13 protein-coding genes, 1 tRNA gene and 1 pseudogene are annotated in these 15,893 nt (G+C 61.6%); 3 read left to right on the forward strand and 12 right to left on the reverse strand.

Features of this window, described 5'->3' with window-relative positions; translation table 11 throughout:
• Positions 1-7: 7 nt before the first annotated feature.
• From VM99_07210 to VM99_07240, 7 genes are all read right to left on the reverse strand, one after another.
• Complete coding sequence (locus VM99_07210; GenBank protein AKJ97861.1) at positions 8-526, reverse strand: sorbitol dehydrogenase; 519 nt, start codon at positions 524-526, stop codon at positions 8-10.
• Between the two features lie 271 nt (positions 527-797).
• Positions 798-1,787: a sulfate ABC transporter ATP-binding protein gene (locus VM99_07215; protein ID AKJ97862.1), complete on the reverse strand. Its 990-nt coding sequence runs from the start codon at positions 1,785-1,787 to the stop codon at positions 798-800.
• Positions 1,788-1,790: 3 nt separating this feature from the next.
• Positions 1,791-2,660, reverse strand: a complete 870-nt coding sequence (locus tag VM99_07220) for a sulfate ABC transporter permease (protein ID AKJ97863.1) — start codon at positions 2,658-2,660, stop codon at positions 1,791-1,793.
• Between the two features lie 12 nt (positions 2,661-2,672).
• Entirely contained in the window at positions 2,673-3,491 is an 819-nt protein-coding gene (locus VM99_07225) for a sulfate ABC transporter permease (GenBank protein AKJ97864.1), read from the reverse strand.
• Between the two features lie 195 nt (positions 3,492-3,686).
• On the reverse strand, positions 3,687-4,700 hold the full coding sequence (locus tag VM99_07230) for an ABC transporter permease (GenBank protein ID AKJ97865.1): 1,014 nt from the start codon (positions 4,698-4,700) through the stop codon (positions 3,687-3,689).
• A gap of 108 nt (positions 4,701-4,808) precedes the next feature.
• Positions 4,809-4,991, reverse strand: a complete 183-nt coding sequence (locus VM99_07235) for a hypothetical protein (GenBank protein ID AKJ97866.1) — start codon at positions 4,989-4,991, stop codon at positions 4,809-4,811.
• 239 nt (positions 4,992-5,230) lie between these two features.
• Complete coding sequence (locus VM99_07240) at positions 5,231-7,138, reverse strand: diguanylate cyclase (protein ID AKJ97867.1); 1,908 nt, start codon at positions 7,136-7,138, stop codon at positions 5,231-5,233.
• 146 nt (positions 7,139-7,284) lie between these two features.
• On the opposite strand from VM99_07240, the gene VM99_07245 reads away from it, so the two are divergent.
• Together VM99_07245 and VM99_07250 are read left to right on the forward strand one after the other, a co-directional pair.
• Positions 7,285-8,469, forward strand: a complete 1,185-nt coding sequence (locus tag VM99_07245; protein AKJ97868.1) for an aminotransferase — start codon at positions 7,285-7,287, stop codon at positions 8,467-8,469.
• A 319-nt stretch (positions 8,470-8,788) separates the two neighbouring features.
• A complete protein-coding gene (locus VM99_07250; protein AKJ97869.1) occupies positions 8,789-9,778 on the forward strand; it encodes a diguanylate cyclase in 990 nt (329 codons plus the stop codon).
• 23 nt (positions 9,779-9,801) lie between these two features.
• On the opposite strand, the gene VM99_07255 is transcribed toward VM99_07250, so the two are convergent.
• The 3 genes from VM99_07255 to gabD all read right to left on the reverse strand — a co-directional run bounded on the left by VM99_07255 (position 9,802) and on the right by gabD (position 14,037).
• A complete protein-coding gene (locus VM99_07255; protein ID AKJ97870.1) occupies positions 9,802-11,016 on the reverse strand; it encodes a histidine kinase in 1,215 nt (404 codons plus the stop codon).
• A gap of 129 nt (positions 11,017-11,145) precedes the next feature.
• Positions 11,146-12,423: a 4-aminobutyrate aminotransferase gene (locus VM99_07260; protein AKJ97871.1), complete on the reverse strand. Its 1,278-nt coding sequence runs from the start codon at positions 12,421-12,423 to the stop codon at positions 11,146-11,148.
• Between the two features lie 171 nt (positions 12,424-12,594).
• Complete coding sequence (gene gabD / locus VM99_07265) at positions 12,595-14,037, reverse strand: succinate-semialdehyde dehydrogenase (protein AKJ97872.1); 1,443 nt, start codon at positions 14,035-14,037, stop codon at positions 12,595-12,597.
• 349 nt (positions 14,038-14,386) lie between these two features.
• On the opposite strand from gabD, the gene VM99_07270 reads away from it, so the two are divergent.
• A tRNA-Arg gene (locus VM99_07270) sits at positions 14,387-14,463 on the forward strand.
• Between the two features lie 105 nt (positions 14,464-14,568).
• Here the strand turns inward: VM99_07270 and VM99_07275 are convergent.
• Both VM99_07275 and VM99_07280 read right to left on the reverse strand, forming a co-directional pair.
• A pseudogene (locus tag VM99_07275) lies at positions 14,569-15,084 on the reverse strand (twitching motility protein PilT).
• Position 15,085: 1 nt separating this feature from the next.
• Complete coding sequence (locus tag VM99_07280; GenBank protein ID AKK01710.1) at positions 15,086-15,796, reverse strand: hypothetical protein; 711 nt, start codon at positions 15,794-15,796, stop codon at positions 15,086-15,088.
• Between the last annotated feature and the right edge of the window lie 97 nt (positions 15,797-15,893).

The raw sequence follows: 15,893 nt of genomic DNA on the forward strand, positions 1-15,893 counted from the left end.
CCAACCCCTAGCGCTGGCCGAGGCCAGGCTCGGGGTCGCGAGGTACAAGGCCTGCGCGCGAGGGCCGATGGGCCGACGGCAGGTCCCAGCGGCCGAGCGTGACTTCGCTGTAATCCCTGGGACGGGCCTGGGCAATTTTCCAGGCCCAGCTCTGGATGTACGCCTGGTCGGACACCACCGTCGAATCGGTCGGCTGGTGGAGCCCGGCAGCATAAGGCTGGTACCAGACGCCCAGCAGCCACAACTTCATGATCGAACGCGCGGCCTGTGCGGGCCGGGTGACGGCCGGGCGCGATCCGTTCATCAACACGGCCTGGGCAATCTGACCCGCCGGCCGGCGTTCGGCCGCCATCCGGGCGTACTGCGTCAACAGGGTGTCGAGCACTTCGGGCGTGACGCGGGGGGTGATGAACTCGAGGAAGATACGCGGCAGGCCCATCGGATCGATCGCCGGCGCCAATCGCTCGCAGGGAATACCGGTCAGGGCCGATGACAGGCCGATGAAGTTATCCAGGTCACTGTTCATGCTTTCTCTCCTTGGCATCAAGACACCAGGAGATAACACCGGCCCGTCATTGGACCTTTACAACGCCTCCTGGCCCATCAGAGTCTAGGTAGGGAGACGCTTGGGGGTAGAACCGATCGGCGCAAGACTGCGCGCGGTTATTCAGATTTGAATGGGGTGAAGGTGAAGTCGTCTTCGCGAGCAAGCTCGCGCTCACAGAAGGAACTGTGGTGACGGCGCGATGAGCGGCCACCTCAGGTCCATCGTGGGAGCGAGCTTGCTCGCCAAGCGCTTAAAGGCTGGCGACTTTCTGCCAGACCTTCGGCTTGAAGAACAACGTCTCGCCCTTCGCCAGGCCCACCAGGCTGTCGTGGTCCTTGACCACTTCGGCTTCGATCAGCTCGCTCTGGCCTTCCACCTTCAAGGTCACCCGCGTGGTGGCGCCCAGTGGCCGGATATCGCGCACCTCGGCGGCGTGATGGTCTTCCAGTTCCGAACGCGACAGCGAAACCTCATGGGGGCGGAACAGCACGTGCTGGTCCTCACCCAAGTGCAGGCGGTTCGAATCACCGAGGAAGTGATAGACGAAATCGCTGGCCGGGTTCTCGTAGACGTCGCCTGGCGAACCGATCTGCTCGATCACGCCCTTGTTCATCACCACGATCCGATCGGCGACTTCCATGGCTTCTTCCTGGTCGTGGGTCACGAACACCGACGTCAGGTTGATGTCCTCGTGCAGCCGCGCCAGCCAGCGGCGCAGCTCCTTGCGAACCTTGGCGTCGAGCGCGCCAAAGGGCTCGTCGAGCAACAACACCTTGGGCTCCACGGCCAGGGCGCGGGCCAGGGCGATACGCTGGCGCTGGCCGCCCGACAGTTGCTCGGGGTAGCGGTCGGCGAGCCAATCCAGTTGCACCATGTTCAGCAACTCATGGACCTTGGTCGCGATCTGGCTTTCGGTCGGGCGCTGGCCCTTGGCTTTCATGCGCAGGCCGAAGGCGACGTTGTCGAACACCGTCATGTGGCGGAACAAGGCGTAGTGCTGGAACACGAAACCGACATTGCGATCACGCACGTCGTGGCCGGAAACGTCCTCGCCGTGAAACACGATGTTGCCCTGGTCCGGAGTCTCGAGGCCGGCGATGATCCGCAGCAGCGTGGTCTTGCCACAACCCGACGGGCCCAACAGCGCCACCAGCTCACCGCTCTGGATGTCCAGGCTGATGTCATCCAGTGCCCTGAACGCGTTGAAATTCTTGCTGACGTTACGAACTTCGATCGACATGACTTATTCCTCCGCGGCGCTGGCGCGCAGGCGGTTGATTCGGTTTTCGCTCCACTGCTTGAGCAGCAGGATGAAGAGCGCCAGGATCAGCAACAGGCTCGCCACGGCGAACGCGGCCACGTGGTTGTATTCGTTGTAGAGGATCTCGACGTGCAACGGCAGGGTGTTGGTCACCCCGCGAATGTGCCCGGACACCACCGACACCGCGCCGAACTCGCCCATGGCCCGGGCGGTACACAGCACCACGCCATAGATCAGCCCCCACTTGATGTTCGGCACGGTGACATGCCAGAACATCTGCCAGCCATTGGCGCCCAGCAGGCGCGCGGCCTCCTCTTCCTGGGTGCCCTGCTCCTGCATCAGTGGGATCAATTCCCGGGCCACGAACGGCACCGTCACGAAGATGGTCGCCAGGACAATGCCCGGCAGCGCGAACACGATCTGGATGTCGTGATCCGACAGCCACGGTCCGAACAGGCCCTGGGCGCCGAACATCAACACATAGACCAGGCCGGCGATCACCGGCGACACCGAGAACGGCAGGTCGATCAGCGTCACCAGCATGCTTTTGCCACGGAACGAATACTTGCTTACGCACCACGCGGCGCTGACGCCGAACACAAGGTTCAGCGGCACCGAGATCAGCACGGCGATCACCGTGAGCTTGAGCGCCGACAGCGCGTCGGGTTCGAAGATCGCGCTGAAAAAGGCCCCCAGGCCGAGCTTCAGGCCCTGGGACACGACGATGAACAGGGGCAGCAGCAGGAACAGTGCAAAAATCAGCCAGCCAAGGCCAATCAGGATTCGCCGCGAGGTCGCGCTGCCGCGACGGGCCGCATTGGTGGAAGCGGCGGCAATGGACGATTGGGACATGTTCGCGCCTCCTTATGGGGTTTCAATGCGCCGCTGCAGCAAATTGATCAGCAGCAACAGGACGAAGGACACCACCAGCATCAGCACACCGATGGACGTGGCGCCGGTGTAGTCATACTGGTCGAGCTTGACCATGATCAACAGCGGCAGGATCTCGGTTTTCATGGGCATGTTGCCGGCGATGAAAATCACCGAGCCGTACTCGCCGACGCCACGGGCAAACGCCAGCGCGAAGCCGGTCAACCAGGCCGGCAGCAACGCCGGGACGAGGATGTGGCGGAACACCTGCCACGGCTTGGCCCCCAGGCACGCGGCGGCTTCTTCGACTTCACGGGGGATATCAGCGAGCACCGGCTGCACCGTGCGCACCACGAACGGCAACGTCACGAAGGTCAGCGCCAGGGTGATGCCCAAAGGGGTGTAGGCGATCTTGAAACCCAGGTCGGTGGCGAACTGGCCGACCAGGCCGGTCGGCGCGTACAACGCCGTCAAGGCGATACCGGCCACGGCGGTGGGCAGGGCGAAGGGCAGGTCGATCATCGCGTCGATGATCTTGCGACCGGGGAAGGTGTACCGCACCAGCACCCAGGCCAGCAACGTCCCGATCACCCCGTTGATGATCGCGGCGTACAGCGCGGTGCCAAAGCTGAGCTTCAGGGCCGCCAGCACTCGCGGCGCCGAAATGATCGCCCAGAACTGTTCCCAGGTGAGCTGGGCGGCATGCACGAACATGGCCGCCAGGGGTATAAGCACAATCAGACTGAGGTACACCAGGGTGTAGCCCAGCGTCAGCCCGAAGCCGGGTATGACGGGTGAGATGCGACGCGACATAGAAGTCCTTGGCTGATTGTGGCAAGGGAGCAACTGTGGCGAGGGAGCTTGCTCCCGCTGGGCTACGAAGTAGCCCCAGAATCCTGGGAGCGCTTCGCACTGGTGCGCCAGCCCGGTCCAGCGGGAGCAAGCTCCCTCGCCACAGCAAGCACCCTTGCCACGATGAATCAAAATTACGACTTGAATCGGAGCAGCTTACTGCGCCTGATAGATCTGGTCGAACACGCCGCCATCGTTGAAGAATTTCGGCTGGGCGCTTTTCCAGCCGCCGAAGTCCTTGTCGATGGTCACCAGCTCCAGTTTCGGGAACTGCTGGGCGTACTTGGCGGCCACGTCCTTGTCACGCGGACGGTAGAAGTTCTTCGCGGCAATTTCCTGTCCAGCCGGGCTGTACAGGTGCTTGAGGTAGGCTTCGGCGATCTCGGCGTTGCCCTTCTTCTCGGCATTCTTGTCCACCACCGCCACCGGCGGTTCGGCCAGGATCGACAGCGACGGCACGACGATGTCGAACTTGTCGGCGCCACCGTCTTCCTTCAGCGCCAGGAACGCCTCGTTTTCCCAGGCCAGCAACACGTCGCCCTGACCGTTGTTGACGAACGTAATGGTCGAGCCACGGGCACCGGTGTCGAGGATCGGCACGTGCTTGAACAGCGTTTGCACATACGCCTTGGCCTTGGCTTCGTCACCGCCGTTGGCTTTCAGGCCATAGGCCCAGGCGGCCAGGAAGTTCCAGCGAGCACCGCCGGACGTCTTCGGGTTCGGCGTGATGACCGACACGTCGTCCTTGATCAAATCGCCCCAATCCTTGATGCCCTTGGGGTTGCCCTTGCGCACCAGGAACACGATGGTCGAGGTGTAGGGGGTGCTGGCGTCCGGCAGGCGCTTCTGCCAATCCACCGGCAAGGTTTTACCCAATTTGGCGATTTCATCGATGTCACCGGCCAACGCCAGGGTCACCACGTCGGCACGCAGGCCGTCGATCACCGCCCGGCCCTGCTTGCCCGAGCCGCCATGGGACTGCTGGATCTTCACACTGTCGCCTGGGTGCGACTGCTTCCAGAAATTCGTGAATTCGGCGTTGTAGTCCTGATACAGCTCGCGGGTCGGGTCGTAGGACACGTTGAGCAGTTCGTAATCCTTGGCAACCGCGGAACCTGCAAAAACAGCACTGGCCAGGGCGGCCAAGGCATAACGGCGAATCGACGACATGGTGAAAGCTCCTGGAATTCTGGTTTCTTATGGCTTCAAGAATCAAACGGCCCTGAAAAATCCCCGCCCTGTGGGAGCAAGGCTTGCTCCCACAGCCCCAACGGTTCTTCAGCCCGGTTTATGGCTCGGCTGCTGCAAGCGGAATTTTTCCTTTCGCTCGATCTGGACCACCTGGGCGTTGTGCACGGTGATTTCCACCGCGCCGAAACGCAGATCGCGCAAGGCGCTCTGGATTTCACGCAAGATGGTTGCTTCGTCCTGGCCGTCAACGCTACGTAGGGATGCGCTCATGCTGCTGCTCCTTGAATGAATGCCTGGCAGTGGGCGGCACTGCTTGCGGCGTGGGAGCAATACTAGATAAAGCCAGATATTCTTAAAAAGACTATTTAAGAATTTTTATATAACCAAAATAACATTCGACCGGTGCTGGTCTTCGTCGAGGCGAGCCTGCTCGCGAAAACCGCCGCGCAGCCGGCTTTTCATCAGGGTAGCCCCATCGCGAGCAGGCTCATTTCCACGACGGTTTACCATCAGGTGATTGCAGGGGCGTGCGCCCAGTCCAGTTGCGGCGCCGGCACCGGCCGTCCAAACCAGTAGCCCTGCCCCAGCTCGCAGGCCTGTTCGAGCAGGAAAGCCGCCTGCTCGCGCTGCTCGATGCCCTCGGCGTGCACCTGCATGCCCATGCTGCGGGCCAGGGCCACGATGACGCGGACGATCGCCACGTCGTCCTCGTCCCACGGCAGCCCGGCGACAAAACCCTGGTCGATCTTGAGCTTCTGCACCGGCAGGCGCTTGAGGCGCAGCAGCGACGAATAGCCGGTGCCGAAATCATCGATGGCCAGCCGCACACCCAATTCCCGCAGGCGATACATCTGCTCCAGTGCCACCTCCGGGTCTTCCATCACCGCACTTTCGGTCACCTCAAGCTCCAGGCAAGCCGGGTCCAGCCCCGTGTCATGCAACACCCGGGCGACTTCGTCGTACAGCTCGCGATGAGCGAACAGCCGGCTCGAAACGTTGACCGCGACAAACTCCAGCGCCACGCCGGCCTGTTGCCAGCGGCACATCTGCCGACAGGCCTGGTCCATGACCCAGGCATCGATCCGGGCGATCAACCCGGTACGCTCGGCGATGGGAATGAACTCGGCAGGCGAGACCAGCCCACGGGAGGGGTGCTGCCAACGCACCAGTGCCTCGACCCCGACCAGACGGCTGCTCGCCAGGTCGTGTACCGGCTGGTAATAGACGCGCAACTCTTGCTGCTCAAGGGCGCGGCGCAGTTCGAAAGCGATTTCGACCCGCTGCTGGGCGTGGGCCGTGAGCTCTTCGGTGTACAGGGCGTAGCCATCACGCCCGGCGCTCTTGGCCTTGAACAGCGCCGAATCAGCGTTGCGCAGCAATTGCCCGGCGCTGCGGGCGTCGCCGGGAAACAGGCTGATGCCCACGCTCGCATTGATGAACAAGGCGTGGTCGTCGAACCGCAGCGGCTCTTTCAAGGCGTCGAGGATCCGGCGCGCCAATACCGCCGCCTGGCCGGGTTGCGAGCAGTTTTCCACCAGGACCGCGAACTCGTCACCGCCCAACCGAGCCAGGGTCACGCCCGGCGCGAACAGCCCGCGAAACCGTTCGGCCACGCGCTTGAGCAACTCATCGCCGACGTTGTGGCCCAGGCTGTCGTTGATGTTCTTGAAATGATCCAGGTCCACCAGCAACAGGGCGCAGCCGCGCTTGTGAAGTTGCGCCGAGGCCAGGGCCTGTTCCGTGCGATCGGAAAACAGCAGGCGGTTGGGCAAGCCGGTCAGCGGGTCGTGATGGGCCAGGTGCGCCAGTTCGTGTTCGGAATCCTTGATCGCACTGATGTCCGAAAACACCGCGACGTAATGGCTGACCTTGGCGTCATCGTCGCGAATCACGCGGATCGTCTGCCATTGCGGGTAGATCTCGCCGCTTTTGCGCCGATTCCAGATCTCGCCACTCCATTCGCCCACCTCTGCCAGGGCGGTGAACATGGCGCGGTAGAAATCCGCACCATGGCGGCCGGACTTGAACAGATTGGGACGCTGGCCCAGGACCTCGTCCTCCTCGTAACCGGTGATCGCCATGAAGGCGCGGTTCACGTGCACGATCAGGCCGTTACGGTCCGTCACCAGCACCCCTTCGCGAGTGCAGTCGAAGACCGCCGCGGCCTGGCGCAGGCGCTCGCGGTCGGCGCTTTGCCCGGTCTTTGCAAAACAGCGCGCAATGCGCACCCGCGCCAGGAAGATCAGCCCGGCGCTGACCAGTACCCAGGCGTAACCGTTGATCAGGAGCCAGTGCTGCTTGTCGACGAATTTATCGAAGAAACTGCTCAATAAATAACCAACGAGCTGCAACCAGATGACTGAAAACAGGAGATAAAGCAGCGCCGTACGCAAGGCACCGCGTTGATGGGCAGTCATTCGGTCGTCCATGTCCCTACAGAGAGGCGGGAATTATAGAGGAAGAAACATCCTGCCACTCTTATCTGAAAGGCCGACTGGTTTTATCCGTGGGGCCGGTGATAATGCAACGGCTGCTTCTATCTTTATCGAGGGCCCTACAGCCTATGTGGTACGAAGGTTTTCTTGGCTTGTCAGCCTGGTCGCTGGTGGCAGTCACCCTGCTGATGACCCATGTCACGATCATTGCCGTCACGGTCTACCTGCACCGTTATTCGGCGCATCGCTCCCTGGAGCTGAACGCCGGCCTCAAGCATTTCTTCCGTTTCTGGCTGTGGCTGACCACGGCCCAGAACACCCGCGAGTGGACCGCCATCCACCGCAAGCACCACGCCAAGTGCGAAACCGTCGATGACCCCCACAGTCCGGTCATCAAGGGCTTGTCCACCGTGCTGCGCAAGGGCGCCGAGCTGTACCGCGCCGAAGCCGAGAACCCGGAAACCCTGCGCATCTACGGCAAGAACTGCCCGGACGACTGGATCGAGCGCAATCTCTACAGCCGCTTCCCGCTGCTGGGTGTGGCGATCATGGGCGTCATCGACCTGCTGCTGTTCGGCACTATCGGCATCACCATCTGGGCCATCCAGATGATGTGGATTCCGGTCTGGGCCGCCGGCGTGGTCAATGGCCTGGGCCACGCCGTGGGCTACCGCAACTTCGAATGCCGCGACGCGGCGACCAACCTGGTGCCCTGGGGCATCCTGATCGGCGGCGAAGAGCTGCACAACAACCACCACACCTACCCCAACTCGGCCAAGCTGTCGGTTCGCAAATGGGAGTTCGACCTGGGCTGGGCCTGGATCCAGGTCTTCAGTTTCCTGCGCCTGGCCAAGGTCCAGCGTGTCGCGCCGATCGCCCACCGGGTCGAGGGCAAGGGCCACCTGGACATGGACACGGCCATGGCGATCCTCAATAACCGCTTCCAGATCATGGCGCAGTACCGTCGCCTGGTCATCGCGCCGCTGGTCAAGCAGGAGCTGGAAAAGGTCGATTATTCCGTGCGCCACCAGTTCCACCGGGCCAAGCGCCTGCTGTCGCGGGAAACCAGCCTGCTGGACGACCGCCATCACCTGCGCATCCAGAACATGCTCGAACACAGCCAGGCGTTGAAGGTGATCTACGAGAAACGCTTGGCCCTGCAACAGATCTGGATCAAGACCAGCAGCAACGGGCACGACATGCTCGCCGCCATCAAGGATTGGGTCCACGAAGCCGAGGCCAGCGGCATCCAGTCCCTGCGCGACTTTGCCGACCAGCTCAAGACCTATTCGCTGCGGCCTGCCACGGCCTGACATTCAAACCGCAAGCGCTTGCTGAAGTAGCAAGGAGCTTGTTGTGGCGAGGGGATTTATCCCCGCTGGGTTGCGAAGCGACCCCACGAAATCAACTCGGTGAGCCAGATGCACCGCAGTCGAGATTCGGGGCTGCTCCGCAGCCCAGCGGGGATAAATCCCCTCGCCACAGATTTGGCCCCGACACCCCGCCCTTCGTCGCCTGAAAAGGAACTTCGACCACAATCCCCTATCTCAAAGAGCACTTCGCCATCCAGGCGGGCTTTGGAGAAAGCGCGTGCGAACCTTCAGCAGTGCACGCTCTTTGAGATTTGTGCCGATGGTCGACAAGAACCTACAGGATTCATCCCTACCTCACTGGCCCGAGGCGGCCCAGACGCTCATGGCGCTGATGCACGCCCAGGGTGAAGTGGCGCGCTTGAGCGAACGTGAGCAGTTGTTCAGTTCGCTGTTGGTCAGCGTCAATGCCGTGCTTTGGGCGTTCAATTGGGAAACCCGGCAAGTGCTGTACGTCAGCCCCGCCTACGAACGGATCTTCGGCCGCCCAGCCGGCCTGGTCCTGGCCGATTTCAACGAATGGCGCGACGCGATCTATCCCGACGACCTGGAATACGCCGAGCGAAGCCTGGCCGAAGTGCTGGTCAAGGGCGCCGTCGAGGACCGCGAATACCGGATCATCGCCGGCGATGGCCAAATTCGCTGGTTGAGCGACAAATGCTTCATCAGTCGCCAGGCCGAACCGGGGCAACCGGTGATCGTGGTCGGCATCGCCGAAGACATCACTGAAAAGAAGTTGCTGGAAAGTGAGCTGCAGCGCCTGGCGACCACCGATGTGCTGACCCAGAGCAGCAATCGCCGGCACTTCTTCGAATGTGCCCACCGCGAGTTCGAGCAGGCCCGGCTCCAGGGAATCCCCATGGCGTTCCTGCTACTGGATATCGATGACTTCAAGGTGATCAACGATACCTACGGCCACCAGGAAGGCGACACGGTGCTGCAGCGAATCGCCGAGAGCGGTCGTTCCGTGCTGCGCCGTGGCGATCTGTTCGGCCGGATCGGCGGAGAAGAGTTCGCCGCTGTGTTTCCCGGCTGCGCCCCGGACATGGCGTTGCAGGTGGCCGAGCGGTTGCAACGGGAAATCCAGCGCCTGACGTTCCGCAGCGGCGAGCAGAGCTTCGGCATCACCGTCAGCCAGGGCCTGACCAGCATCACGGCCGAAGACCAGAGCCTCGACAGCCTGTTCGCCCGCGCCGACGCCGCCATGTACGAAGCCAAGCACCAGGGCAAGAACCGCATCATCGCCGCCTGACCCTGTGGGAGCGAGCCGGCGGGCTACTTTTTGCGCAAGCGCGTCAGCTCCGGCAAACCGACCTTCAGCAAACGCGCCGTGCGCCCCCGTGCCAGTTCCTCAAGCCCTTCGTGCGCGGGCAGGCGGGCCATTTGCGCGGCCATGTTCATCACCAGCGCCTCGCGCGAATACACCCCGCCTCCCAATCCGTAGACCGCTGCGATCAACTCGCGCAATTCCAGCGGCAGGCGCCAACGGGTCCGCAGCGCCGAGCCAAAGCCGGCACCGAACCGTTCCAGGCAATCCCCCACTTCCTCCGGCTCGTCCAACTCGCCGCCAGCCTGCTTCCATTCCTCCAGGCAACGCAGCACCGCCAGGTCACCCAAGCGATGCAAGAGCCCGGCGCAATAGCAGCGCTCCTGCTCCAAATCCAGCAATCGCGCGATCGTCCGGGCGTATTCGGCCGTGTACAGCGACAATTGCCAGTAGCGCTCGGCGTAATGCGCCAGGCCGGGAACGCTAAGCCGGGCGCAACGCTTGAGGGTCAAGCCGAGGATCAGGTTCATGCTCGGGCCGCTGCCCAGCTGGTGCAGCGCCTGGGCCACGGTCTGCACCGGGCCGCCACTCTGATGCTGGGCCGCGCTGTTGGCCGCCGCGATCAGCGCGGCGGTGATCTGCGGATCCGTGCGGATCTCTTCTTCCAGCAGTTTCAGGTCCAACCCCTTGGGGTTGAGGCTGCGCTTGACCGCCACTTGCACGTCGGTCATCAATGGCGCGCCTTGGGACTGGTCCCGGCGACGCTCGAGAAAGGCAGCCAGGGTCAGGCCCGGTTCCAGGGTGGGCGCGGCGTCCGCCGCTTCAGGGCCGCCCAGCAGCAATCCCTGCAAACGCTGGATCAGGTTTTCCCGGTTCAGGGGTTTGCTCAGGTAGGCCGTCGGTGCCAGCGGCAAGACCTCACGCACACTGGCGCTGTCATTGCGCCGACTCATCAGGATGAACGGCAGCACGGGCGTACGGGGTTGCTGACGAAGGCCGCGCAAGAGGCTCAGGCCATCGACGCCCGGCAACTCCCAGTCGGCTACCACCAAGTCGTAAGGATTGCGCCCCAGCAGCTCCAACGCCTCACGGCCATCGCTACAGCTGTCCACCTGGGCGTCACAGCGCACGTGTGACAACACCTCCTCCAACAACTCCCGGGAGGCTGGATCAGCCTCGGCAATCAACACTCGCGGTACAGCGGGTAACACCACAGCAGTCATTGCGCATCTCCCTTGCCATACTTTCACCTTAGCCAATGACGGCCGTTCCAGACAGCTCAAAAGCGGCCACACCGTTTAGCGGGCATGAAAAAACCCGCCGAAGCGGGTTTTTTGTGAATCAAGCCACAATCAGAGTTCGCGCAAGCACTCTTCGATGATTGCCAGGCCTTTGTCCAGTTGCTCATCCGGCGAGGTCAGCGGCACCAGCACCCGCAGGACGTTGCCGTAGGTGCCGCAGGACAACAGGATCAAGCCCTTGTCCCGGGCCTTGGCCACGACCTGGGCCACAGCGGCGGCGTTCGGCTTGTGGGAATCGCCGTCCTCGAACAGCTCCACAGCGATCATGGCCCCCAGTGCACGCACTTCACCGATGACCGGGTATTTCTTCTGCATTGCCTTGAGGCTAGTCACCAGGCGCTCGCCCACGGCCTTGCAGCGGTCCAGCAGGTGTTCTTCTTCGAACACTTGCATCACCGCCAGCGCCGCCGCACAGGCGATCGGGCTACCGGCATAGGTACCGCCCAGGCCGCCCGGGGCGATGGCGTCCATGTACTCGGCCTTGCCGCAAACGCCGGCCAGTGGGAAGCCGCCGGCAATGGACTTGGCGAACGTGGTCAGGTCAGCCGCAACGCCCATCTGCTCCATGGCGAAGAAGGTGCCGGTACGGCCGGCGCCGGTCTGCACTTCGTCAGCGATCAGCAGGATGCCGTGCTGGTCGCACAGGGCGCGCAGGCGCTTCATGAATTCCTTCGGCGCGACATAGAAACCACCCTCGCCCTGCACCGGCTCGATGATGATCGCAGCGATGTCACGCGGCTCGGCGTCGTTCTTGAAGATGCGCTCGATGCTGGCGATGGAGTCGTCGATGCTCACGCCGTGCAGTTCGTTCGGGTACAACGCGCGGAAAATGCCGCCAGGCATCAGGCCCATGCCGGCCGAATACGGTACAACCTTGCCGGTCAGGCCCAGGGTCATCATGGTGCGGCCGTGGTAAGCGCCGGTGAAGGCGATCACGCCGGCACGGCCGGTGGCGGCGCGGGCGATCTTCACGGCGTTCTCCACCGCTTCGGAACCGGTGGTCACCAACAGGGTTTTCTTGGCGAAATCGCCGGGCACCTTGGCGTTGATTTTTTCGCACAGTTCCACGTACGGCTCGTAGGCCAGGACCTGGAAGCAAGTGTGGGTCAGCTTGTTCAGCTGGTCGGTCACGGCGGCGATGATTTTCGGGTGCACGTGGCCGGTGTTGAGCACGGCGATACCGCCGGCGAAGTCGATGAATTCACGGCCTTCAACGTCGGTTACCGTGGCGTTCTTCGCCGATTCAGCGAAGATCGGGTGGATCTGGCCGACGCCACGTGGAACGGCAGCGGTACGACGGGCCATCAGGTCAGCGTTAGTCTTGCTCATTACAGTCCTCATTCGCCGCTCATCGGTCGGCGTAGTCCAAGGAATACATGGCGGGGAGGCAACTGCGACAGCATGCGATGATCGACTGCCGCAGCGTTCCGGCCACAAGAAACAGAACAGGTGGAGCACGCAAAGGACAGCGCTCTCGTGCCCTTTGCGCTTGCAGCAGGATCAGATACCCAGGCAGAGGTATTTGATTTCCAGGTAATCCTCGATGCCGTACTTGGAGCCTTCACGGCCCAGGCCCGAAGCCTTGATGCCGCCGAACGGCGCGACTTCGTTGGAAATCAACCCGGTGTTGACGCCGACCATGCCGTATTCCAGGGCCTCGGCCACGCGGAACACACGGCCCAGGTCACGGGCATAGAAGTACGAGGCCAGGCCGAACTCGGTGTCGTTGGACATCGCGATCACTTCGGCTTCGTCTTTGAAGCGGAACAGCGGCGCCAGCGGGCCGAAGGTCTCTTCCTTGGCCACGGCAGCGGTTTTCGGGACGTTGGTCAGGATGGTCGGCTCGAAGAAGTTGCCTTCCATCGCCTTGCCACCGGCCAGTACGGTCGCGCCTTTGCCGACAGCATCGGCGATGTGCTCCTGGACCTTGGCGACGGCTTTCTCGTCGATCAACGGACCGGTGGTGGTGCCGTCTTCCAGACCGTTGCCGATCTTGAGCTTGGCCACCGCGGCCTTGAGTTTCTCGGCGAACGCGTCGTACACCGAATCCTGGATGTACAGGCGGTTGGCGCAGACGCAGGTCTGGCCGTTGTTGCGGTACTTGGAAATGATCGCGCCCTCGACGGCCTTATCCAGGTCCGCGTCGTCGAACACGATGAACGGTGCGTTGCCGCCCAGCTCCAGGGACACTTTCTTGATGTCCTGGGCGCATTCGGCCATCAGCTGGCGACCGATCTCGGTCGAACCGGTAAAGGACAGTTTGCGCACGATCGGGTTGCTGGTCAGCTCGCCGCCGATGTCGCCGGCACTGCCGGTGACCACGCTCAGCACGCCTTGCGGAATGCCGGCACGGTGCGCCAGCTCCACCAGGGCCAGGGCCGAGAACGGGGTTTGCGAAGCCGGTTTGATGACCATGGTGCAGCCGGCGGCCAGGGCTGGGCCGGCCTTGCGGGTGATCATCGCCGCCGGGAAGTTCCACGGGGTAATGGCCGCGGTCACGCCGATCGGCTGCTTGATCACGATCAGGCGCTTGTCGGGCTGGTGGCCAGGAATCACGTCACCGTAGATGCGCTTGGCCTCTTCGGCGAACCACTCGATGAAGGACGCGGCATAGACGATCTCACCCTTGGCTTCGGCCAGGGGCTTGCCCTGCTCCAGGGTCATCAGGCGACCCAGGTCGTCCTGGTTTTCGATCAGCAATTCGTACCAGCGGCGCAGCTTGTTGGCGCGCTCCTTGGCGGTCAGCGCACGCCAGGCCGGCAGCGCCTTGTCGGCGGCTTCAATCGCGCGGCGGGTTTCGGCAGCGCCCATTTTCGGCACCGTGCCCAGCACTTCGCCCGTTGCCGGGTTGGTGACCTTGATCGTCTGACCATTGTCCGCATCGACCCAAGCGCCATCGATAAAGGCTTGCTGGCGGAACAACTGGGTGTCTTTAAGCTGCATGTCGGCTTTCCTTAACAGCACCGCGCGCACGCGGAGCGAATTAGAGTTGTAGAAAGGCGCCTTATGGGCTGCCGTCAGGGAAATCATCCACCGGGCTGAAGCACAGAAATAACGCACATAAGCATAGACGTGCGGTTCAGCACCCAGACAAGAGCGTTTGAAATCTCAAACGAATCCTAGGGCCGATAGGGGGAGAGGACAATAGGCTGTTCGAAAAAAAGAACGAAAAACCCCCATTTGCCCGTTTTTTCTGATCAGCGTAGCCGACGCCCGAACAGCCTTGGGAAAACAACGGCAAATCAGCAGCATGGACGCCCGCCCAGCATATGAGTATCATGGCGCCCGCGCTGCACCAGTAGCTCAGCTGGATAGAGTACTGCCCTCCGAAGGCAGGGGTCGTGGGTTCGAATCCCGCCTGGTGCACCATACAGATGATCAAAAGCCCCACGTCGCAAGACGTGGGGCTTTTTTGTGGGCATAACAATTCAAAGGAGCGCAGTGGTGCATGCTTATCCGATGGGTCCAGTGGTCGAGATCAACCTCAAGCTGTTCAGGGGAAGGGTCAATATCCCCTAAGGACTTCGCAAGAAGACCGCACTGTCGAGCCTTGGAATAAAGACCTGCATCGTGGGTCCAGATTTCATCAGCGTTGGTTGCCAGAGCAATGGCAATGATTTGACGGTCAAACCGTAGCTTGGCTTTTGTCGCTGCGGGATCAAGCACTTTCAGCTCGTTGTCATCAACCATACGGGCACATTCAACCGCAGCAATCTGATCGAATGACACGATCTCAAAACATGAGAAACCGTTGATGACATCAAGATGACTCTGATGGAAGAGCCTATCAATACCGACCAAATACTCGGCCAAAGCAGGTGTTGGTATCAGTACCGTCCCGCCCTCGGCATCAACTTGTTCGATCAATGCATCAGCTCTCGCCTCCGCCCTTTCAACAGGGTGACGGGTGAGAGGGTCAACCAAGACGATACCATCCTTGGCATTCCCCAGGACCTGGACGAGAACGTTGGTGTCGAGAACTATGCGCACCTCATCCCCTTAAGTTCTGGATCGTCCCATGAGGGTCGTCCATCTCACTCCAAGTGATGCCACCAAGATCCTTGAGCTGAGTAACCGCGCTACGCAAAGAGCTTTTTTCAAGCTTTTCGTAAGATTGAATAAACATTTTCCGCAGTCGCCAACCACCATGGGGTCGACTTTCCCACTCGCCCTTTCCATGAACTCGGACTTGCTTGAACAACAACTTGCCCAATTGTTCAGCCAACGCCGTGTCGGCTTCACAAAGAAGAGTTTCACCACCAGCGCCCTCAAGCCGGACAGGAATCGTCTCGTCTTTCCCGCCTACGATATACAGACGTCCCTGAACGCTACCCTGCTTGATGACGACCATGGGAGGAGGGGATGTCTTGGCTTTCGGGAACTGGAGAATACTCACATCCGCTGCTTGCAAGACCCCGTCGACTCGGTCCTGCTCCATCAATGCGGAGAGCTGCGCGTATGCCTTCCTTGCACGCTTAGGCCCAATTCCCTGAGCAGCTTCACGTACTCTGTTCAAAACGTGAGGGTATTTCTCATCCTTTACCCAAGTGTTCAGACAGACACAGCCTTCAGTTATAGAGTCAAAATGAACATCATCTTGAGAGCCGAAGAGCTCAACGAGCTCACGCAGATAATCCGTCAAGCGAGCCATCGAGAGCTTGCTTGGGTCGGTTCCGTCGAGTTCGAGCATCAGCTTTTTCATGATCGTGAGTATAGTTCCGCTCATTTGATCCTGCTATGTCTGCATTTGTAACCCCATGCCCGGCAACCAGGCGATAATGGCCGGTGCACATTTTCTG

The sequence above is a fragment of the Pseudomonas chlororaphis genome (genome assembly GCA_001023535.1).
In the GTDB taxonomy this organism is placed as follows: domain Bacteria; phylum Pseudomonadota; class Gammaproteobacteria; order Pseudomonadales; family Pseudomonadaceae; genus Aquipseudomonas; species Aquipseudomonas chlororaphis_E.